Genomic DNA, 22,824 nt, shown 5'->3' on the forward strand with positions numbered 1-22,824 from the left:
AATAACAGAAATACAGATTAGAGTATTTCTACTACAACTTTGCCTACATGTTCGCCCGTATCCATTGCTGCATGAGCATCTTGTATCTGATCGAACTTAAAGGTCTGATAAATCATTGGCAAACACTCACCTTTTGCCAATAAAGGCCAGACATGCTGTTTTAGACCTTCAGTAATGGTCTGTTTTTCTGCAGTATTGCGTGCACGCATGGTCGAACCAGTAATAGTCAGACGTTTCATCATAATATGGCCAAGGTTTATTTCTTTGGCTTTACGTCCACCTAAAAAGGCCAGATAAACCAAACGACCATCTTTACGTAGCAAGTTCAAGTTACGTTCAAGATAGGGTGCCCCAACAATATCCAGTATCACGTCTATGCCGCTCTTGTCAGTCTTCTCAGTAATGTAGCTTTCAAAGTCTTGGGTTTTATAATTAATTGCATCTGTCAGATGCGCAATTGCTGCAACTTTTTCATCACTGCCCACTGTGGCGAAAGTTTTAATGCCTAGTGCCTTACATAACATTAAGGCTGTAGTACCAATACCACTGGTGCCACCATGAATCAGTACAGTTTCTCCTGCTTTGGCTTTACCCATCTGAAACAGGTTAGCCCAAACCGTAAAAAATGTTTCTGGAATAGCAGCAGCCTGAACTAGACTGACTCCTTCTGGAACCATCAGGGTCTGGGTTTCAGGTACTACACAATATTCGGCATAGCCGCCGCCATTGGTTAGTCCACAGACCGGATCACCTACTTTAAACTGAGTTACGTCTGTACCTACTGCTTCGACCACGCCAGCCACTTCCAGACCAGGAACCGGAGTAACTCCTGCAGGCATCGGATAAAGCCCCTGACGTTGCAGGATATCTGGCCGGTTAATTCCGAAAGCATGAACCTTGACTAAAACTTCATCAGCTTTTGGTACTGGAATAGCAACACTTTCATAGGCCAGCTTTTCTGGGCCGCCCGGTTCAGTAATAATGACCTGTTGCATGGTGGTTTGCTGTGACATGATCTTTCCCTATCTGTTACTGTTCAAGTTTCTAGCTGCTATTTGAACATATAAATTTGCCACAATGAAGCTTAGCCGGACTTATGTATACATTTAAACAGTAACCGGCAGATTACCGGTTTTCACTCCACTTATTTACATTCCCCGCATAAAACATTAGCTATCAGCATACTTGTGTCTCATCCATATGAAATTAATAAAACTTTAATATGTAAGAATTTTTTAAATAACTGCTGAATCCATCTACTTGTCATTTTAGTGCTCTAGCCTTCTGGCCCGAACTATAACTAAAACTGAGGTTACTCATGAAATTTGCCAAGTTGAGCTTTACTATCTTGCTGGTTCTGGGCCTTGTCGCCTGTAATGATGATCACGACTCAAGTGGAAATAACGGCTCGAATGATACGCCAGTAGTGACTCCTCCAGCTCCAACTCCCACCGACCCAAGTGAAGAAGTACCACAACCCAAAATTTACATTGATGAAACTTTTGACCAGCTGTCCGCACTTCCGGCAGGCTGGATTGCCCCTAAAGCAAATGCGGGAAAAGTTTATATAGAAAATGGCAGCCTATTTATTGATGGCCGGGCTAATGATACCCAGATGACTTCGGTTATCTTGCCTGAAGAATTGCAGAAATTACGCGACTATCGGATCGATATTGAGTTTAGCTACCCCGAAAAAAATAATGCTACCCGCTGGGGCAGTATTATGTATCGTGCAGCTGATGCTTTAAGTGAACCGGCATTTACACCTTATTACCAGTTTGCAATCCGTGCCGAGGCAACTGGAGCAAGTGGTGTAGAACTGGCATTACGACAGCCTACCAATGCATGGAATGTTTTACAAAAAGGGGCCTATAAAGAAAATATTGAAGGTAATAAAACCTATAAAGCCACGGTAGTGGTATCCGGCAACCGGGTACGCCATTATCTGGATAATAATCTGATTCACGATACCACTTTACCTTACAACCTGAACCAGGGCGGAATAGGACTCTCAACTGCGGGTCTCTTGATGCGGGTAGATAGTATCAGGGTTACCCAACAGTTGGATGCCTTGCCTGAATCAAATAAAGTTACGCCTATAGCCGAGCAGAGCTTGCCGGTTTCTATGGCACCCACTTTGATTCAACCCGCCTCAACTCAAGGAGTGATTTCAAATGCTGTAAGCCAAGTCTATTATCAGCTGGACGATCAGTTAAATATTCTTGATACATCCAATAAAAAAATCACTTCTCTAAAAGATTATTTAGGTGATCCTAAACGTAACACCATGCCCCTGTTCAGCATTAAAAACGAGTCAACAATTGAACATTTAAAGGTATTTTCAGATTCAGTTGATATTGCAGACATTACGTTAAGTTCAGACAACGTTGAGCTACTACGTAAAGCCCGTATCAGCCTACCCACAGTACGGACTGCACTGGATTATTCAAAACAGCTAAACCTGACCAATAGCGTAAAAGATATTGTCACTATTACTCATAACACCAATACGGCTTTGGCAAAAATTATAATTTTACCTGAGCAGCTTGTGAATGATATCACTGTTAGCCATTTACAACGGTTATTGCTTACACCGTGGGCTTATAGCACCACTACTGATCCGGTAAAGGCTGCCAGGATTCTTACAAGCGGGGTTCATGGAATTATTGCTACCTCTCCTGATGTATTTCAGAACATCATGAGAAGTATGAAACCAAATACTCTGCTTCGTAAACCGCTTATTACCGGTCATCGTGGTATACCGGCACTTGATGATGAAAATACTCTAGAAGGTGCATTAAAGGCCGTTGAAGTAGGAGCAGATGCAGTTGAAAACGATATCTATCTGACTACTGACGGTCATATTGTCATTATGCATGATGGTTCAGCGAAACGCACAACTGGTGTAGACCGTAATATTGAAGATATGACCTTAGCCGAAGTACGTCAGCTTCGTACTCTAGGCTATAACCGTACTGTACCTACTTTAGAGGAATTTCTGGACGCTTTAAAACCTCATAAGAATGTGATGCATTTTATTGAAATCAAGAGTTCCAAACCAGAAATTGTACCTGCATTAAAAGCTTTGTTAGATAAACATGATGTTTATGATCAAGTCGTGGTGATCAGTTTTAATGGGCCTCAACTTTTAAAGATGAAAAATATTTTACCAGGTGTGTCTACCGGTTTTCTAACCAACACTCCTACCGCAGAAAGCGATATAGTCAATACACGTCGTATCCTAGATGCAACGCAGCAGTATTCCTCTACCTTCAATCCATCCTATAATGGGTTGTCTACCAATTTAATGAACATGGCCAAAGACCGGGGTGTAACATTCTGGCCATGGACTTTCCGTACAAATAAGGCCGATTTCAACCGGATGTATATTGCAGGAACCCATGGTTTAACCACTGACTACGCTCATGATGCATCAGACTTTGTGGTAAAACTCAAAGTCCCTGCTCAGGTTAATGCCAGTATTGGCAAGCCTGTCAGTATTCAGGGTGAAAAGATTACGCAGAAAGGCCAAGTTAGCAATATTACTTTTAGTCAGATGCTGCTATTACCTACTTCCGGAAAATACAGCCAGAATGCGCAAGGGCAACTGAGTTTCTCTGAGAAAGGGACAGCTTACGTTATGCCGAGCTATACCTATAATATTGACACAACCAGTCAATATACAATTTATGCGCCACCTGTACAGGTAAATGTTCAGTAATCTTTTTTTTAAATTAAAAACCAGACTGGTTCGCCGGTTTGGTTTTTCTGATGTATAAGTAAAAGTAATCAAATTAGAAATCCATCGATTAAAATAAAAGTTTTCAACACGGAAATTTAATATTTTTATAAGTATGCTTTTAATAAAAAAACCCGCCATTAAGACGGGTTTTTTTAAAATAGTTGAGTCTTATAGACGAACTAATTCGACAATTTTATCAGCCAGCTCTTCAACCGTATCTAAATTGAGCTTAACATCAGCACCTTCTGTAATATCTGTAATCACTACAATACCTGTTTCACGTAACAGGATTGCCTGCTCTGCCGTTAAGCCAACCTTAGCAAGTGCAACTATGCCCTGCTGCATGAGTAGACTTTCCAGCCCTTGAGCATGTTCAAGTACTTGTGTATTTACACTCACAACCGCAGGTTTTTGACCTAAACGTGCAGCACGGTCTTCTGCAGTAACTGGCTTGGCATTGGCACTCCATTCAACAGCAGATTCAACCATACCTGCGCCAACTGTCACATTGCTCAGACGGTCAATAAAAATAAATGCGCCGGTATAGCGGCTGTCCTGGTAGCAGTCAAAGACTACAGGTGCATCAAATTCAACTATTACATTGGCAATTGCATTAAGTTCAAGCTGTTCCACCTGAGTTTGCTCAAGCGTATTCACATTGACGCGGTAATTAATCTCGGTGACTTTGGCTGGAACAGTTTGTGTGCCTAGCTTAATATTATAAAGCTTGCCTTTTACAAGAGGCTGGTCAGTCATCCATACGACAGTAGCACGTACAGAACGTGAGATTTCTGGCTGGTCACCTGCTTTAACAATCAGGTTACCGCGAGAAATATCAATCTCATCATTCAAGGTTAAAGTGACTGCCTGTCCTGCAACTGCCTGCTCAAGATTACCATCATAGGTCACGATTTCTTTAACCGTTGATCGTTTACCTGATGGTAAGGCAATGATTTCATCACCCACATTTACCGTGCCTAATGCAATCGTACCAGCAAATCCACGAAAATCCAGATTTGGACGGTTTACGTACTGCACTGGAAAACGGAATTCCTGCTTAGCAGAATTACGGTTGATCTCTACATTTTCCAGCGTCGCCATCAGGGTCTGGCCCTTATACCATGGGGTATTGGCTGATGGGTTGACTACATTGTCACCATTTAATGCTGAAATCGGCGTAAAGATAATATTAGCCGGTTTACGGTCGCCCAGCTGATTAACAAAATCATTGTACTCAGCCCGGATCTCGTTAAAACGGGCTTCAGAAAAGTCCACCAGGTCCATCTTGTTAATGGCAACAATAATATTTTTAATACCTAACAGGCTGGCGATATAGCTGTGACGACGGGTTTGGGTCTGTACCCCATAACGCGCATCAATCAGAATAATAGCAAGGTCACAGGTCGAGGCTCCGGTTGCCATATTCCGAGTATACTGCTCATGTCCCGGTGTATCGGCAATAATGAATTTGCGCTTTTCTGTTGAGAAATAACGGTAAGCGACATCAATCGTAATGCCCTGTTCGCGTTCTGCTTGTAGACCGTCAACCAGAAGAGCCAGATCCGGTGCATCCCCTGTAGTGCCGACTTTTTTACTGTCGCGGGTTACTGCCTGTAACTGATCTTCATAGATCAGCTTTGAATCAAATAATAGGCGGCCAATTAAGGTACTTTTACCATCGTCAACATTACCGCACGTCAAAAAGCGTAGAAGGTCTTTTTGCTCGTGCTGTTTAAGGTAAGCCAGAATATCCTGGCTAATCAGTTCAGACTGATGAGACATACATCACGCTCCACAAATTTTTAGAAATAACCTTCTTGCTTTTTCTTTTCCATCGAACCTGCTTCATCATGGTCAATCATACGACCCTGACGTTCGGAGCTGGTGGTTAAAAGCATTTCCTGAATGATATCCGGCAAGGTTGCTGCTGTAGATTCCACAGCCCCTGTAAGCGGATAACAGCCTAATGTACGGAAACGTACAGATTTCATTTGTGGAACTTCGCCCTCTTTTAGGCGCATACGCTCATCATCTACCATAATCAGTGTACCATCACGTTCTACCACTGGACGTACAGCAGAGAAATACAAAGGTACAAGTTCTATATTTTCAAGGAAAATATATTGCCAGATATCAAGCTCGGTCCAGTTTGATAAAGGAAAGACACGAATACTTTCACCTTTATTTACTTTACCGTTATAAATATTCCAGAGTTCTGGTCGCTGGTTTTTTGGGTCCCAGCGGTGTTTAGAATCACGGAATGAATAGACGCGTTCTTTAGCACGTGATTTTTCTTCATCACGACGTGCACCACCAAAAGCTGCATCAAACTGGTATTTGTCCAAAGCTTGCTTTAAACCTTGGGTCTTCATGATATCAGTATATTTTGAGCTGCCTTGGTCAAACGGATTGATTCCGGCATCGCGGCCTTCTTTATTCTGATGAACAATCAGATCCAGACCCAGTTTCTTCGCCATCTCATCACGGAACTTGATCATGGCACGGAATTTCCAGCCGGTATCTACATGCAGTAACGGAAAAGGAAGCTTAGCTGGATAAAATGCTTTCATAGCCAGATGAAGCATTACCGCAGAATCTTTACCAATAGAATACAACATCACCGGATTTTCAAATTCGGCAGCAACTTCACGAATGATGTGAATGCTTTCAGCTTCAAGCTGTTTTAGATGTGTAAGTCTTTCCTCAGTTGGAGGAACGATTGCCATAACAACTCCGGATGTCTATCTTGATTAAAACTTGGATCGATGCTTATTACGCATCTGACGAACTATATTCATTATAGTGATTTGCCAGTCTGGGCTATTGCTTCTTTTGTGATATGTATATTCTTGGTTTTCATATAAGAAGTTATAAATTGTGCATTAAATAAAACCTATACAATGAACTAACTGGGTTCATCAGTTATTTAGAATAGCGAACAATAAAAAAGCCTGCATTTAGCAGGCTTTTCTTTTAGACACAACTAGCGAAATGCTGCCCAAGCACGATCCAACGAAAACTCGATTCCGACTGATACACCGGCATCATTACCATTCGCATCTGAATCACTTAGCCAGCCATTCAGTTTTAAAGGAATATCAGGCTGCATATAATGGGTCCAGGTTAAATCGACTGCCTTAATTTCATCATCCTGTGCAAAAGCTAAATTATTTTTCGCACCTCGTTCAGATTGATTAACTTTTGCAACCAGGGCGCGTCCACTTAAACGGTTCATAATATCAAAGCGAATATCTCCACCAATAGAGACCATTTGAGCATCGCCTCCCAATGCGTGTCCTAAAGGATAGCCATGCTGATAGTAACCATCAGTATAAGTACTATGAGTATAAGAAACACCTCGAACCTCGCCGTTGGTTCGAGTATCTGCCCACTCGGCATAAAGTTGAAATGGCAGGTTTTTATAGACGGATGAGTAGTCTACACCAGCTAAATACATTTTCTTTGATGGCAAGCCTCCAGCTTCATCCTCACCCACATACTGACCGTAAATACCTACCGGTGTATTTAAAAGTGGTATAAGATTCAGACGTGCATCAAATCCTGCAAGTTGGTTAGAAGGATCAGGCTCACCTGTTCCCCCATTATCTTTATTACCAACGAAAGCATCCCAAAGCGAACTTAAACTTTCTGGACGGCCCTCTCCTCCCCACTGGATCATTCGGGATGCCCCCAATTCGAGATAAGGTAAAGGCTGAGCTGTCAGACGCAGTCCAATCAGTTTCGCATCTGGTACTGCAGAGTAATCATCAAGTTGACCTGCGAAAGCCTGATACTGCCAAGGCCCAATCCATGAAAGTAATGGTGTTTCAAAAGAAGCTTGTACTGCACGCTGAGCAGTAACACCAATAACAGGACGACTAGCATCACCACGAATCAGACTGCCATCATGTCCTGGTCCCCACCAGCTTGGGATCTGACCGGCAATTACCCACTGATTCCAGAGTTTACCAGCAATATAGGAACCTTCGACATTAACATCCTGTCCATTGTCAATTTGCGGATCTTTCTCTGCATTCACCCGGACTTTCGCATCCCAGTTTTCTCCTCCTGCATTGAATTCAAGCGCGGCCTGATACTGGGCTTTCTGTTTGTCGCCGAAAGCTTGTGGTAGAACCTTCTGGTCAGTTTCAGCAAATAGCCCGGCTTTTAGCATATTATTGTCAGCTTTTAGAGTATTGAGTACAGAATCAATTACTTTTTGCTGAGTAGTATTTTTGATATTAGCTTGTGCAAGAGCGCGTTGAATTTCATCTCCACTCAGCGGCCAAGTTGAAGTACTGATCTGAATTACACCTTGTTGGTTTAACCAGTTCAGATCAGTACGCAAATCTTGGTTATTGAGGACCAGACCTTGTGCCCAGACAGGAGAAGACAGGACCGATAAAAGGGAAAGGCCCAAAACTTTTTTTAAAAACATTGTAGTGTCATGCTCAGGTGTAATTATTGTTACCAACCTTAAAGATTTCGTTTAGGTTTTTCAACATTGTAAATTCGGCTATTTACATATCTATAACTAAATCTTGGAATATAAAAAAGCCTGCATTCAGCAGGCTTCTCTTTATTTTAGTAATCAGACATCTTTACGACGCATGTGTGGGAATAAAATTACATCACGAATACTTGGCGCATCTGCAAAAATCATTACCAGACGGTCAATACCAATTCCCTCTCCGGCGGTTGGTGGCAGACCATATTCTAAAGCTTCAATGAACTCTGCATCATAGTGCATTGCTTCATCATCACCTGCATCTTTCTCTTCAACCTGAGCCTGAAAACGCTCCGCCTGATCAATCGGGTCATTCAGCTCTGAAAAGCCATTGGCAAGTTCACGACCACCGATAAAAAATTCGAAACGGTCTGTAATATGGGGGTTATCATTATTACGGCGTGCCAATGGAGAGGTTTCTGCCGGGTACTCAGTAATAAAAGTCGGCTGGCGCAGTTTGGTTTCTACTGTTTCTTCAAAAACGATTGTTTGCAGCTTACCTAAACCAAAACCAGCTTTCACCTGTTCTTTAAGTTCTTCCCGAACAAATTTTGCCAAGAATTCCCGGTCATTAACATTTTCTGGTGTAAATTCCGGATTATGCTCAAGAATGGCATCAAACATCGAGATTTTCTTGTATGGCCCTTTGAAGTTAAAAACTTCTCCCTGATAAGGCACATCGGTTGTTCCCAGAATATCGAGCGCCAGTTTTTCCAGCATATTCTCGGTCAGTTGCATCAGGTCTTTATAATCTGCATAAGCCTGATAAAACTCGATCATGGTAAATTCCGGATTATGTCGGGTCGATACCCCTTCATTACGAAAGTTACGGTTAATCTCAAATACTCGTTCAAAGCCGCCCACAACCAAACGTTTTAGGTAAAGCTCAGGCGCAATACGTAGAAAGAGTGGCATATCCAGCGCATTATGGTGAGTTTCAAACGGACGTGCTGAAGCACCACCAGGAATGACATGCATCATCGGCGTCTCAACTTCCATGAAACGTTCACTGTTCAGGTAACTACGGATGCCTGCAACAACTTTGGCACGAATTTCAAATGTTTTACGGGTTTCTTCGTTAACAATTAAATCCAGATAACGTTTACGATACTTAACTTCAGTATCGTTTAAACCATGAAACTTATCAGGCAATGGACGGAGCGATTTGGTGAGTAATTCAAAATGTTCGATATGAACATAAAGATCCCCTTTACCTGAACGCCCAATGTAACCTTTTACAGCAATAATATCACCAAGATCCAAGCCCTTAATGCTTGCAAGAGTCTGTTCATCTAATTCTTTACGTGCAACATAAAGCTGAATACGGCCAGTCATATCCTGAATGACAATGAAGGAGCCACGATTCAGCATCACGCGCCCTGCTACAGACACATAAACTTTTTCACCAGCTTCAATTTCTTCTTTGGTTTTGCCAGCAAAAAGATCCTGTAGATCCTGCGCATAATGTTCACGTTTAAATGTATTTGGCCAAGGACTCTTACCAGTCTCTTCGGCCTGCTCTTTGATCTGTTTTAGTTTGGCATGACGCTGTGCAATTAAATCGTTTTCGGAAATAGTGTGTTCAGAAGTCGATTGAGCGTTATGTTGCGTCATCTCTGCCTCGATTCAAGTATAAAAAGAAGTCACATAGCATAGCAGATTGGTTACATTTTTCGTATGCCTTGCATCACGCTAAAGCAAAATAATTTCATCAATGCATTTTACTTAGACTTTGATCTAATCTAGACCAATAGCTAACAGCCAAGCGACAGGCGCAAAATTAAACTACCTACCGGAAGGGACAAGAAAAGATAACGGATATCTTGGATATTTCTGGATAGCGATTTGAAGTAAATTAAATGAATAAGTGCACATTAAAGATATTATTTATGCATGGGCTAGATTCCTCACGGGAATCTACCAAGTTCCATGCACTTCAGTCAGAAAATAAATGCTGTATTACAGTGGACTATCGTAATCTGAATTATCAGACAGTTGCTCACTTTTATCAGGAAATAATCCAGAAAATTCAGCCTGATGTGCTGGTAGGACATAGCCTGGGTGCGTACTGGGCATTAAAGATGTCGGCCTTATTCAAGCTACCAGCACTGGTTGCCAATCCCAGTTTGAAACCACAATTCCGGACAGATTATCCATCTATTAATGAGACAGATCTGGATTCTGATGCACCCAAAATTGCATATCTTGAACTGGGTGATGAAGAGCTGAATATGCTGGAAGCACAAGAATATCTGGAACAGTTTATGCTAGTTGAAGCAGTAGAAGGCGGTTGTCACCGCCTGTCTAATCCGGATAATTTAAATCAGCTGTTGCATCATCTGGAGAACCATTTTTTGCAACCTATCTGAATTATCCGGCTTTATAAGAATAAATTTTAGGCGACTTGTGCTTCAGGCTGGGTACGTTCATCCAGAACAGACCAGATATTAACCCCTAAATCACTATGTAAATCTGGCAGGTCAAGTAAAATACTTGCTCCAAGAATATGATGCTGACATTTTTCAGCAAGCTGTTTTACAGCTTTTAAAGTACCGCCTGTAGCCAGCACGTCATCAACAATAATAACTTTCTGTGGTACAATACCATCAGCCATTTCCAGACGGTCTACGCCATACTCAAGACTATAACCAACACCCACTACTGGAGGCGGCAATTTGCCAGCTTTACGCACCAGTAATAAACCTTTATTTAAACGCTGGGCTAAAAGACTGGCCAAAACAAAACCACGTGCTTCTACTGCCAGAAAACTGTCGACTTCATTTAGCGCTTCAGCCGGAATGCTAGCAATTAAAGCATCTGTTAAAGCGGCAATATTCTGCATGAATAAAGGTGTCAGGTCGTAAAAACATATACCGGGCTTAGGGAAATCTTGTACCGTGCGGATATGAGTCCACAATGTTGTATGCAAACTGGTCATGGGAGAGGATCTGAAAAAACGAAAAAGAATGCATGAATTTTATGCTTTTATTCAGGTTATAGCCAGTTATCTAATGCAGAATATTCAATAATCAAAAAAATAAAAAATATAAGTGTCTGAATTTAATTAATTTTAATTAAAGGTATTTCTAAATAAAATTTTACCTATCTTTAAAATAAATGAATCATCGCTGCCTAGCTAGTAGACTATGGTCTTATTATCTACGCTTCTGCTTTTTTAGTCTCATGTCTGTTATTAGATATTTTATTAAAAATAATGACTGATCCTATATTTGATAATCTTTAAAACAATTAATATTTTTATATCCTTACAGATTCAGTTATTTAGGAATAGATAGTACAAAATATTGCCTGTTTGCCCCTCCTTTTGACCTACTCTGCCATTACCTCAGTTTTCAAACTGGTTAAACTCCGTTATTTGCTTTACTTTGACTGCTGAACAGCGTAAAAATTTATGGCAAGATGAACATTCCTGAATGTTTATAATTTTAAAGATTTAACAATAGCTGCTTGTTTTTCCTGCCAGGTCTTTTGGCCCAGCAGTTTTGGAGATACAGATGAAGAAGTACCAATGCATCGTTTGTGGTTGGATTTATGACGAAGCTCAAGGTTGGCCACAAGATGGCATCGCACCGGGAACAAAATGGGAAGATATTCCGGATGACTGGACCTGCCCGGATTGTGGGGTATCTAAAGCAGATTTCGAGATGATCGAAGTTTAAAGAATACCAAGACCATGCCCGACATGGTCTTTTTTACATCGAGCATAATTTATTGAACATGGAGAAAAATATGGACCCTATCGTCATTATCGGCTCAGGGATGGCAGGCTATACCCTTGCACGGGAGTTCCGTAAATTAAATACTGAACAGGAACTTGTGATGATTTGTGCCGATGATGCAGTAAATTATGCTAAACCGACTCTTTCAAACGCCTTGGTAGGTAATAAATCACCTGAACAGATTCCATTGGGTGATGCACAGAAAATGGCGACCCAGCTCAATATGCAGATTGAGACCTTTACTTGGGTAAAAGAAATTCATCCTGAGCAGCATGAACTGCTCATTGAAAAAGATCAGCAGTCCCGAAAGCAGAAATATTCCAAGCTGATTCTGGCCGTTGGGGCTAATCCGGTTCGCCTGAATATTGCCGGGAACGCCAGTGAAGATATTCATGTCGTAAATTCATTAATCGACTACCGTACATTCCGTGAAAATCTGTCATCGCGTAAAGATAAGCGTGTTGTGATTTTAGGTGCGGGCCTGATTGGCTGTGAATTTGCCAATGACTTGCAGCATACCGGACACGACGTTACTGTGATTGATCTATCCTCACAACCGCTTGGCCGTTTGTTACCTCAGCATGTGGCTAGTTCATTCCAGCATAAACTGGAACAGGCCGGTATCAAGTTTGTGTTTAATACCACTGTAGAGCAGGTTAATAAAATTGAAAATGATGACTATGTTGTGAGTCTTGCAAACGGAAAAGTATTGGAGGCTGATATCGTGCTTTCTGCAATTGGCTTGCAGCCAAACCTTGAACTGGCGAAAGCAGCACAGATTCAGACTAGTCGCGGTATAGTTACAAATGGCCTGCTGGAAACCAGTCAGCCTGATATTTATGCCGTAGGTGACTGTGCCGAGGTAAATGGTACCCTGCTCCCTTATGTCATGCCGATTATGCAACAAGCACGGGCTCTGGCTAAAACCTTAAATGGCGAGCATACTCACGTCCATTATCCGGCTATGCCCGTTGCAGTAAAAACTCCGGCTGCCCCTCTTACTGTTCTTCCTGCTCCTTTAGATATTGAAGTCTCCTGGGAAAATGAAGAGTTTGAAGATGGTCTGATTGCCAAAGCTGTAGATGCTTCAGGAACATTACGCGGTTTTGTTTTACTTGGTCCAACAGCAGGCAAGCAGCGCTTGAACCTGGCAAAACAGGTCCCTGACTTGATTCCGCCTCAGGTTTAGCGCATAAATAAGCAGAGTGATTTTCAGTCAATACCGCTGTTTCGGGAGATAAGTGGTTTTATGAATAGTAATTTTCAACTTAAAGCTTCACCTTATTCTTCTTTTATGCATGAAACTCGGGTCGATTTAGGCAACGGAATCGAACTTCATGTAGAAATTGGCGGTAAACCTGAACATCCAACTATTCTGTTAATTATGGGACTAGGTGCGCAGCTTTTATATTGGCCGGATTTCTTTTGTAAATCATTAATTGACCAAGGTTATAGGGTAATTCGTTTTGACAATCGCGATATTGGACTTTCATCAAAGATACGTCATAAAGGACCACGTTTAAATACTTTTAAGCTGATGGGACGTTTTGCGCTTGGTCTACAGAATCAGGGAGCACCTTATACCCTCTATGACATGGCTGATGATGTAGCTTTACTGCTTGAAAGAATGGGGCTGGAAAAAACCTATGTTATCGGTGCTTCAATGGGTGGTATGATTGCGCAGATTCTTGCAGCCCGCTATCCGGATAAGGTCGAAAAGTTAGGCTTGATGTTTACCAGCAATAATCAGCCTTTGCTTCCCCCTCCTTTTCCAAAACAGCTGTTTAGCCTGATTGGCAAGCCTGAAAGCAATGATGAAGAAGGAATTATTAGTCATAGTTTGAAGTTATTTGAGATTATAGGATCTCCCGGCTATATTAATCAGGTTGAAGCCATACAAAGTGCACGTAAACTATATCAACGGAGTTATTATCCAGCGGGTGTACTTCAGCAGTTTTTAGCAATATTATGTACAGGTTCATTGCTAAAGCTGGATAAACAGATCCATCAGCCCACATTAGTGATCCATGGATCACGTGATCGTTTACTTCCACCGAGCCACGGCAAAGCTGTTGCGAAAGCAATCCCAGGCGCTAAGTTTGAATTGATTCATGGAATGGGGCATGATATTCCGCCGCATTTTATTCCTAAACTTAGCAGTTTATTTGCTCATCATTTTAATCATACACATTAGGACACTATGGCTGCATTACCCTCTTTAAGACAGCTGTCATATCTTGTAACACTGTCTGAAACGTTGCATTTCACTGAAGCAGCGCGCCGTTCATTCGTAACTCAGTCCACTTTATCGGGCGGAATTATGGAGCTGGAACGTTTGCTTGGTGGGGTTCTGGTAGAACGTGACCGCCAGAATGTACGTTTAACTCCCCTGGGTGAACAGGTGGTCGCACGAGCGCGTGTATTGCTGGCCGATGCTCAGGATTTAATGCGTTTAAGCCGTGAAATGAGCGAGCCGTTGACTGGTGACCTGCATCTGGGCATTATCCCAACCATGGCACCTTTTCTATTGTCACAGCTACTTGAAGAAGTGCATAAACAGTTACCCAAGATTCAGCTACATCTGCATGAAGCTCAAAGCGAGAAAATTGTAGAAAAGCTTGAACATGGTAATCTGGATATGGTTGCTCTGGCTCTACCGTTTGATACTCGTAATTTGAAAGTGGCTGAAATCGCAAAAGAAGATTTGTATCTGGTTTATCATAAGGCTGACCAGAAAGCAGCCAATGCAAACAGTCTGCAAGATCTGGATCTGTCGCGACTGATGCTGCTTGAAGAAGGCCACTGCTTACGTGACCATGCTTTGAGCGCCTGCCCGATTGGTGAGCGTAAAAATGATAGTCGCCTGAAAGCCAGCTCATTACCTACATTGGTAGAAATGGTATCTTCTAACTTGGGCTTTACTCTGCTTCCTGAAATTGCCATTCATAATAATATGATTAAGTGCAATGAAGAGTTGATGGTGAAATCGATTGAGGCGGCGCCAAACCGTACGCTTGCACTGGTTACCCGTAAAAGTACGCCATTACAGAGCGAGTTCGACGTCCTGTTACAGATTTTTCAGAAAATCAGCAGTGAGTTACAAGCTTAGGCTCATGTCTGATCATTTTATTTAGTGTAAAAAGGAGCCTTAAGGCTCCTTTTTTATCATGATTGAAAAATCTCCAGTAGCGTCTGCTGGGCATTGTAAGGTACCTCACCTTCAGCCAGCTGGGCACGATGCCACTGCCCGTTGCCCTGTAATATCCATGCCTGCTGGTTATCTTTAAGATAGGTTGCCAGCCCCTGTTCATAGATACGTTTTTTCAATGCTGGATCTTCGATAGGGAAACAGGCTTCTACCCGATTAAATAAATTGCGGTCCATCCAGTCGGCACTGGAACAGTAAATACGCGGATTGCCATTGTTCGAGAAATAATAAACCCGTGTATGCTCCAGAAAACGACCTACAATAGAACGGACCTGAATATTCTCCGAAAGGCCTGGCAGTCCCGGACGCAGGCAGCAGATAGAGCGAATAATCAGATCGATCTTGACCCCAGCCTGTGAAGCCTCATACAGTTTGTTAATCAGCTGCATTTCAGTTAAGGCATTGACCTTTACGATAATACGGGCTTTTTTCCCGGCTTTGGCATTAGCAATTTCTTCTTCAATATAGTGAATCAACTGCTGATGAAGTGTAAATGGGGCATGCAGCAGCTTTTTCAGCTTGGCCATTTTACCCATTCCAGTTAATTCTTGGAAAATACGGTGTACATCTTCACAAAGCTCTTTGTCAGTGGTCATCAGGCCATAGTCAGTATAAATCCGTGCATTGGCTGCATGGTAGTTACCTGTACCCAGATGTACATAACGCACCAGTTTGTTGTTTTCACGGCGGATAACCAGAATCATTTTGGCATGAGTTTTATAGCCTACAATGCCGTATACCACTACCGCACCTGCCTCCTGCAGGACATTGGCTACCTCAATATTGGACTCTTCATCAAAACGGGCACGCAGCTCGATCACTGCGGTTACTTCTTTGCCATTACGTGCAGCTTCTGCCAGAACCTGTACAATTTCAGAATCCGGTCCAGAACGGTATAGAGTCTGCTTGATGGCCAATACCTGCGGATCTCGCGCTGCTTCACGCAGCAGATTAATTACCGGTGCAAAAGATTCAAATGGATGGTGCAGTAAAATGTCCTGTTTCTGCATGGCAGAGAAAATATTTTCTGATTTTTTTAGGACTTTAGGAATTATCGGGGTATGCGAGTTATAGCGTAGATGAGGACGTTTAAAGTTTGACAGCAGCCGGGCCAGATTGACCGGACCATCCACTTTATATAACTGCTCCTCATCCAGATCAAACTCATTTAGCAGGTACTCATAAATATGTTGTGGACAGTTTTCAGTTACCTCCAGACGTACTGCACGGCCAAACCGTCGCGAGCTTAATTCGCCTTTAAGAGCTTTAGCCAGATCTTCCACATCCTCATTGAGTGCCAGATCGGCATTTCGGGTCACACGGAACTGGTAACAGCCGGTAGCTGTCATACCGGGGAACAGGTCTGAAACGTGTTCGTGAATAATCGCAGACAGCATGACATGATGCTCTTTACCACCAGTCAGTTCATCGGGTAAGCGAACTACACGCGGTAATGAACGGGGGGCAGGAACAACAGCCAGATCAATCTGCCGGCCAAACGCATCTTTACCTTCCAAGGTGACAATAAAATTTAAGCTTTTATTTACCAGTCTTGGGAATGGATGCGCTGGATCTAAACTGATAGGTGTAAGTACTGGAGCAACCTGCTCCTGAAAATACTTTTTGACCCAGGCGGATTGGGCAGGTGTTAAATCACCACGGCGCAGAAAACAGATATCTTCTTCACGCAGCTTGGGTAAAATTTCCTGATTTAATATCCGGTATTGGCGGGCAATGGCCTCATGTGCAGTTTTGGAAATGCTTTCCAGGACCTGTTTGGGAGTTAAACCGTCAGGACTGCGGCTTTCATTTCCCAAGTACAGCTGCTCCATAACTCCAGCAACACGGATTTCAAAAAACTCATCCATATTACGGGAAAAAATCAGCAGAAAATTCATACGCTCCAGCAAGGGATGTATCGGGTCAACAGCCTGTTCCAGTACCCGCAGGTGAAAGTCCAGAATGGACAGTTCACGGTTAATGTAGCGGTCATTATATGTATATTCTGAAGGACTGGCTGGAACTATACTATTCATGCTGCAACCTATACGAATGAGAACTGATATATTTCATTCAAGTATGCGTTAAAATTTTGACAATTTCATAAAAAAAGCCCAAAAAATGGGCTTATCTTTAAAAAATTATTAAGGAATATGGCTATAGCGCATATATTTACTGATCATACGCTTGCGATACTGTAATTTCCGGTCATTCCGGTTTTCATCATAGTATTTCGGATTTGGTAAAAGTGCAGCCAGAAAAGCGGCCTGTTCACGGCTTAGACTATGCGAGCTTTTACCAAAGTAATGCTGGGTCGCAGCTTCTACCCCATAGATATTTTCCCCGAACTCAACCGAATTCATATAAACTTCTAAAATACGCTGTTTGGTCCACATACGCTCCATCATCCAGGTCGCGATAGCCTCCTGACCTTTGCGTAAAAAAGAGCGTTTATTGTATAAAAACAGATTTTTAGCGAGCTGCTGGGAGATAGTCGAACCACCGGCCACCACTTGCCCCTTTTCTCCGTTACGTTCAATAGCGTGCTGGATGCCATCCCAGTCAAATCCATGATGCTGAAGAAATTTGCCATCTTCTGCAGCGACAATTGCATGTTTAAAGTAATCGCTGATCTGGTCATAGTCACGCCACTCATGCTGGATAGGCTGACTTCGATCTGCCCAGTAATCTAGTCGCATAAACATGGTGGTTTCAACCGGATGGGTACGCCACCACACCAGACTGCTAAAAATCCAGAGTTGTACTAAAAGAAACAGGCTGACAAGAATTAACAAAGTGCGAACAATAATAGCTTTCATGTCAGAGAGTTACTCCTGTATTCATTTTTTTTCGTGTTAAGCTGTTTTCGACCATATCGTATCTGTTTTTAAAAAAGCATGTCGAACTATTCACCTTTTCCGGTTCAATCCAATACGCAGCTTTGGTGGTGTACAGCGCTTCTGATTGCAATCAATGTCGGGTTGTTCGCCTGGCAGATTTTCGCTGGTGTTGATATTACCCAGCCTGAGATCATTGATGCAATCCGCTGGGGTGCTGATTATGCACCTTTAACCTATTTAGAGGAACCTCAACGGCTATTCACCAGCATGTTTTTTCATTTTGGTCTGATCCATCTTATGTTAAACATGTGGGCCCTCTATATCTTTGGTAGTGTGGCTGAACAGCTGTTTGGACGGTCCTATTTTATCGGTTTATATGTACTGGCCGGTCTTATGGGAAGTCTGCTCAGCGGCTATATTGATGTTCAAAATACATATAGCCTGCTGAATCAGTTTGACCCCGAGCTATTGCCACGTGTAGGTGCAGGCGCATCGGGCGCAGTCATGGGACTGGGGGCAGCATTGGCTATACTATCTTTATTACCAGTACTGCCCCGACAGCAGTTTATTCTGGACCGCAAATCCTTATTACTGGTTATGGGGCTTAATCTGGGCATGGGTTTTATGATTAGTGGCATCAACAACGCAGCCCATATCGGCGGCATGATGATGGGTATACTGTTAGCACTGCTCTGGTATCTCAGCCAGCGTTTACGTGTCAGCGTTATAGGGGGAATGGCTGGCCTATTGATAGGTGCAGCATGCTGTCTGGCCTTATATCAGTATAATCTGGAGCAGATACAGCAGATTCAGCCCCTCTGGCAGGAAATGTTAAGCCAGATGAAAAACCAGCTTGGCTTTTAAACCAGGCTGGCATTTATCTAAAAACTTTTACTGATTAATCGACCGCAGACTCTCTAATGGTGGAATATCACAGAGATAGCTCAAGCGATATCGGCCAATGATGGCACATACGACTGTCATGACAAGTGGTAGACACAGCCAGATCTCAGCATGTAACTGTATCGGCAACTCCATACGGTAACTGGCAATTGCACTGATCACCTCTGCAAACAGACAAGCGACCGCTCCGGAAATAAAACCGATTAATCCAATTTCCAGACTCAGCATCTGTTTTAATTTATGTTTTGAACTGCCAAAAGAACGTAATAGTGCAACTTCCTGCTTACGTTCGTCCAGCAGCAGGTTTAGACATGCCAGCAGTACCAGAAAACCGGAGATACTCACCAGTACTGCCAGTACAGTAATAATCTGTACCAGAACATTTACCAGCTGTTTAACCTGTTCCAGAATCATACTGACATCAATAAAAACCGTATTCGGAAATTGTTGAATCAGATTAACCAGTTTAGGCCTGTCTTCTTCAGGTACATAAAAACTGCCCAGATAACTGCCCGCATTTTCATCTATTGTGTCTGGTGAAAAAATAAAGAAGAAATTAGGACTGAAACTTTCCCACTCAACGGTTCTCAGATTAATGACCCGGGCTTTTAACAGGCCTTCTGGCAAACTAAAACCCAGCTCGTCCCCGACCCTGATTCCTAACTCTTCTGCTGTTTTTGCTTCAACTGAAACCTGTCCAATCCGGCTAAATGAAGCAGCTCCCTCAATAATCCGGTTATCTGCCGGATATTGCTTTGTCTGGGTAAGATTAAGCTCACGTTGCAAGGAGTTACTTTTCTGAATAAGTTCACTTGAGAAAGGCTGACCATTTTTCTCAGTCAAACGTCCCCGGATATTTGGATAAAGTGCTGTTCCAGCCCAACCATTTTGTCGAACCTGTTGCTGAAATGGTTCAAGGTCAAAAGGAGGCAAGCCATAAACGAACTGGTTCGGTGCATCTACAGGGAGTTGCTGCTGCCAGCGCTCCAGCATATCGGTACGCAATACGGCCAGCACCGTGATCAGGCTTAAACCCAAGGCCAGCGCTGTTATTTGCAAAGCAGTCTGATAGGGTGTACGCACATAAGCTGAAATCCGGCCTTTTGCTGCTTTTAATATTTTCAAAATAAGCCAGACTAAGCCGTAAAGTACTGTACATAACAGGATAATCGCCAGCATTACCCATGCCGTCAGTCGCAGATTTTCTGTGAGTACCACACTAAAGATCACCAGACTTAATAGCCCGGTGGAAAGCATGACCAGAATAGAGACAACTGATTTTTCCTGCTGACGAATCACCCGAATAGGGGGCGTATTCAAGAGTTGCCATAAGCTTGGTCCGATAAAACCCAACAACACAATGGCACTGGTAAACATGGCTACAGGCAACGGGCCCTGTAGCATGGCCAGTGCCGAAAACTGGATGTTCAAATTAGGGATGAGCTGCAGCATCAACTGAAGCAAGCCATAACCAAGTCCAATTCCCAGTATTGCGCCAAAACTGATGGCAATCAGCATGATAATCACCAGCAGTATAAGATAAGCCCATAAAATACTATGTTTGGAAGCACCCAGACAGCGCAGCAGCGCCAGATGGTCCTGGTTTTGCATGACATAGCGTTGGCTAGTGAGCGCGATAGCAATACCGCAGAGTAAAATGGTAAGAATATTTGCCAGTTGCAAAAAGGTATCCAGATTCTCAAGCGGTTTCATCAGACGTGTATTGGCTTCACCCGCATTACGCAACTGCAGGCTGGTAGTTTCCCCTGCCTGTTCTGTATCAATTTTATTTTTCTGCTTTTGTCCGGTGAGCTGTTCAAAACCTTTTTCAAAAGCTTGTACCTGTTGCGGTGATCCGGCCATCAATAAACGGTACTGTACCCGGCTACCCACCTGAATAGCTTCTGTACGTGCGATATCTTGCTGGTGAATAATGACAGTGGGTGAAAATCCCGAAAATCCTAATTCCTGATTGCTGTCTTTAACAATTTTTGCTGCAACGTTAAAACTGCCATCTGCAATCTGGATCTGGTCACCTACTTTTACCTTTAATAGTTCCAAGGCACGTGGGCTAAGCCAGACTTCTCCCGGATTGGGAGTTTGAGCAGCAGAGGTACTCTGCAGTTCTCCTCTCAAAGGAAAGGCCTGATCTATGGCCTTAACATTAACCATAACAAACTGGTCATCCGTATGGACCATTGAGCTAAATACAGTAACCTTTGACTGTGCCAAACCCAGCTGCCGGGCCTGCTGGAACCATTTTTGCTCGAGCGGCGCGGTATCACTTAGCACCAGATCAGCGGCAAGCATTTCCGCTGCCTGTAAGGCAACCGCCTGCTGTACCTGCTGATTACTGAATTTAACTGCGGTTGTGGCACTGATGGCCAGAACCAGTGCAATGATCAACAGATAGATACCACTGCTACGAAAGCTCTGTGTTAATAGCGGTTTAAGCACCGGACTTAACATGGGTATCTCCTGAAGTCTTTTCAATCAGATGGCCATTCACCAGTTCGAAGTGACGCTGGCACTGTCGGGCAAGTTCAGGGTCGTGAGTAACCAGTACCAGTGTAGTGCCCAGTTCATGGTTCAGTTCAAACAGTAACTGCTCAATTTCTTCAGCTGTCTGTCCGTCGAGGTTGCCTGTTGGCTCATCGGCAAAAATGATCGCAGCCTCACTGATGAGTGCCCGTGCAATGGCAACACGCTGCTGCTCGCCGCCCGAAAGTACTTTTGGAGTCTGACCGGCCTGTCGCTCAAGCCCTACCCTTTTCAGAAGTTTTAAAGCCTTTTGCTCAGCTGTCTGGTAATGGAAGTCTGGCTGTAACCTGAGTGGTAACATCACATTCTCGACAGCAGTTAAGGCTGGCAATAACTGAAAAGACTGAAAAATAAAGCCAATGTATTTCAGGCGCACCTGAGCACGCTGCTCTTCATTTAACCGATGAACTTCTTCTTCGCAGATAATCAGTTCACCAGAACTGGCCTGATCCAGTGTTGCCAGAATACCCAGCAATGTCGATTTACCCGAACCAGAGCGACCTGTAATAGCCACCTGCTCTCCCGGCATAATCTGTAAATTAACCTCTTTTAGAATTGTTAAATTTTGATGCGGCAGTTGGATGCTTTGTGTGATCTGCTGGGCAGAAATAATCGGTTGTGGCATGATGGAAGATCGCAAATTGGCCTGAGTCATAAAATTCCTGATATGCAAAATCGAAAATTGTGGTCTTTAATTCTTAAACGTCTGGCTATTGCAGGCTTGGCTGCAGTTCCGCTAATGGCGTCAGCTAAAACTATTATGGTTTTAGGCGATAGTATCAGTGCCGGTTATGGTATGAAACCGGAACAGGGATGGGTTCAATTATTGCAAAAGCGCCTTGACCAACAGTACCCGAAACAGCACAAAGTGGTCAATGCAAGCGTCAGCGGTGAAACCACTAGTGGTGCCCTAGCCCGTTTTCCAAAGCTTTTACAAACCTATAAACCCCATGTAGTCGTGATTGAGCTGGGCGGGAACGATGGTCTGCGTGGACAGCCACCACAGATGATTGAGAAAAATCTTGGACAACTTGTACAGCAGGCAAAAGCTTCAAAAGCCAAAGTGCTGCTATTTGGCATGAAGATACCCCCAAACTATGGCGCGGCTTATAGTCAGAGTTTTGAAAATACTTATAAAAGAGTCAGCCAGCAGTATCAGGTAAAATTGATGCCATTTTTTATGGAAGGAATTGCTGGCAATAAAACCTTGATGCAGGCAGATCTGGTACACCCCAATAGCAAGGCCCAAATGAGACTACTCAACAATGCTTACCCTTATATTAAGGGCGCACTATAAATTAAAGGCCCTGTATGTCATGGCATACAAGGCCTGATTAAATATT

General features: G+C 43.0%; 18 protein-coding genes. 8 read left to right on the forward strand and 10 right to left on the reverse strand.

The genetic code is table 11. From position 1 onward, the window contains the following. Nucleotides 1-17: 17 nt before the first annotated feature. Complete coding sequence (locus AC0VYT_RS10705; RefSeq protein WP_005019084.1) at nt 18-1,013, reverse strand: NAD(P)H-quinone oxidoreductase; 996 nt, start codon at nt 1,011-1,013, stop codon at nt 18-20. A gap of 305 nt (nt 1,014-1,318) precedes the next feature. Here AC0VYT_RS10705 and AC0VYT_RS10710 point away from each other — a divergent pair, with 305 nt between their 5' ends. Beyond that, nucleotides 1,319-3,721 carry a glycerophosphodiester phosphodiesterase family protein gene (locus AC0VYT_RS10710; RefSeq protein WP_005019081.1) on the forward strand — a complete coding sequence of 801 codons (2,403 nt, stop codon included), beginning with the start codon at nt 1,319-1,321 and terminating at the stop codon, nt 3,719-3,721. Between the two features lie 189 nt (nt 3,722-3,910). Here AC0VYT_RS10710 and cysN read toward each other — a convergent pair whose 3' ends face one another. The 4 genes from cysN to lysS form a co-directional block, all read right to left on the reverse strand. Then, nucleotides 3,911-5,524 (reverse strand): sulfate adenylyltransferase subunit CysN, encoded by a 1,614-nt coding sequence (cysN, locus tag AC0VYT_RS10715; RefSeq protein WP_005019080.1) that lies wholly within the window; start codon nt 5,522-5,524, stop codon nt 3,911-3,913. A 20-nt stretch (nt 5,525-5,544) separates the two neighbouring features. Continuing rightward, on the reverse strand, nt 5,545-6,468 hold the full coding sequence (gene cysD, locus AC0VYT_RS10720; RefSeq protein ID WP_005019079.1) for a sulfate adenylyltransferase subunit CysD: 924 nt from the start codon (nt 6,466-6,468) through the stop codon (nt 5,545-5,547). Nucleotides 6,469-6,725: 257 nt separating this feature from the next. Further along, on the reverse strand, nt 6,726-8,180 hold the full coding sequence (locus AC0VYT_RS10725) for a capsule assembly Wzi family protein (RefSeq protein WP_005019078.1): 1,455 nt from the start codon (nt 8,178-8,180) through the stop codon (nt 6,726-6,728). 153 nt (nt 8,181-8,333) lie between these two features. Beyond that, nucleotides 8,334-9,863 (reverse strand): lysine--tRNA ligase, encoded by a 1,530-nt coding sequence (lysS, locus tag AC0VYT_RS10730; RefSeq protein ID WP_005019077.1) that lies wholly within the window; start codon nt 9,861-9,863, stop codon nt 8,334-8,336. A 245-nt stretch (nt 9,864-10,108) separates the two neighbouring features. Between lysS and AC0VYT_RS10735 the strand changes: the two genes are divergently transcribed. Continuing rightward, nucleotides 10,109-10,618 (forward strand): YqiA/YcfP family alpha/beta fold hydrolase, encoded by a 510-nt coding sequence (locus tag AC0VYT_RS10735; protein ID WP_005404380.1) that lies wholly within the window; start codon nt 10,109-10,111, stop codon nt 10,616-10,618. Nucleotides 10,619-10,644: 26 nt separating this feature from the next. Here the strand turns inward: AC0VYT_RS10735 and AC0VYT_RS10740 are convergent, their stop codons facing one another. Then, nucleotides 10,645-11,187: an adenine phosphoribosyltransferase gene (locus AC0VYT_RS10740; RefSeq protein ID WP_005019075.1), complete on the reverse strand. Its 543-nt coding sequence runs from the start codon at nt 11,185-11,187 to the stop codon at nt 10,645-10,647. Nucleotides 11,188-11,764: 577 nt separating this feature from the next. On the opposite strand from AC0VYT_RS10740, the gene rubA reads away from it, so the two are divergent. The 4 genes from rubA (at nt 11,765) to oxyR (ending at nt 15,098) form a co-directional block, all read left to right on the forward strand. Continuing rightward, the gene (gene rubA, locus AC0VYT_RS10745) at nt 11,765-11,929 is read left to right on the forward strand and encodes a rubredoxin RubA (protein WP_005019074.1); all 165 of its coding nucleotides are present in this window, start codon (nt 11,765-11,767) and stop codon (nt 11,927-11,929) included. 70 nt (nt 11,930-11,999) lie between these two features. Beyond that, entirely contained in the window at nt 12,000-13,178 is a 1,179-nt protein-coding gene (locus tag AC0VYT_RS10750) for an NAD(P)/FAD-dependent oxidoreductase (protein ID WP_005019073.1), read from the forward strand. A gap of 60 nt (nt 13,179-13,238) precedes the next feature. Then, nucleotides 13,239-14,183 carry an esterase EstB gene (gene estB, locus AC0VYT_RS10755; RefSeq protein WP_005019072.1) on the forward strand — a complete coding sequence of 315 codons (945 nt, stop codon included), beginning with the start codon at nt 13,239-13,241 and terminating at the stop codon, nt 14,181-14,183. Nucleotides 14,184-14,189: 6 nt separating this feature from the next. Then, entirely contained in the window at nt 14,190-15,098 is a 909-nt protein-coding gene (oxyR, locus tag AC0VYT_RS10760; protein WP_005019070.1) for a LysR family transcriptional regulator OxyR, read from the forward strand. 56 nt (nt 15,099-15,154) lie between these two features. On the opposite strand, the gene ppk1 is transcribed toward oxyR, so the two are convergent. After that, the gene (gene ppk1, locus AC0VYT_RS10765) at nt 15,155-17,233 is read right to left on the reverse strand and encodes a polyphosphate kinase 1 (protein WP_005019069.1); all 2,079 of its coding nucleotides are present in this window, start codon (nt 17,231-17,233) and stop codon (nt 15,155-15,157) included. A gap of 108 nt (nt 17,234-17,341) precedes the next feature. After that, a complete protein-coding gene (mtgA, locus tag AC0VYT_RS10770; protein WP_005019068.1) occupies nt 17,342-18,016 on the reverse strand; it encodes a monofunctional biosynthetic peptidoglycan transglycosylase in 675 nt (224 codons plus the stop codon). Nucleotides 18,017-18,094: 78 nt separating this feature from the next. Here mtgA and AC0VYT_RS10775 point away from each other — a divergent pair, with 78 nt between their 5' ends. Further along, complete coding sequence (locus AC0VYT_RS10775) at nt 18,095-18,901, forward strand: rhomboid family intramembrane serine protease (RefSeq protein WP_005019065.1); 807 nt, start codon at nt 18,095-18,097, stop codon at nt 18,899-18,901. Nucleotides 18,902-18,928: 27 nt separating this feature from the next. Here AC0VYT_RS10775 and AC0VYT_RS10780 read toward each other — a convergent pair whose 3' ends face one another. Together AC0VYT_RS10780 and AC0VYT_RS10785 are read right to left on the reverse strand one after the other, a co-directional pair. Then, nucleotides 18,929-21,409 (reverse strand): ABC transporter permease, encoded by a 2,481-nt coding sequence (locus tag AC0VYT_RS10780; protein ID WP_005019064.1) that lies wholly within the window; start codon nt 21,407-21,409, stop codon nt 18,929-18,931. After that, the gene (locus AC0VYT_RS10785; protein WP_005019062.1) at nt 21,390-22,136 is read right to left on the reverse strand and encodes an ABC transporter ATP-binding protein; all 747 of its coding nucleotides are present in this window, start codon (nt 22,134-22,136) and stop codon (nt 21,390-21,392) included. Before AC0VYT_RS10785 ends, AC0VYT_RS10780 begins: the two co-directional genes overlap by 20 nt. 84 nt (nt 22,137-22,220) lie before the next feature. Between AC0VYT_RS10785 and AC0VYT_RS10790 the strand changes: the two genes are divergently transcribed. Beyond that, the gene (locus tag AC0VYT_RS10790; protein ID WP_372410819.1) at nt 22,221-22,778 is read left to right on the forward strand and encodes an arylesterase; all 558 of its coding nucleotides are present in this window, start codon (nt 22,221-22,223) and stop codon (nt 22,776-22,778) included. Nucleotides 22,779-22,824 lie beyond the last annotated feature (46 nt).

This window comes from Acinetobacter sp. QJM3NY_42 (assembly GCF_056173745.1).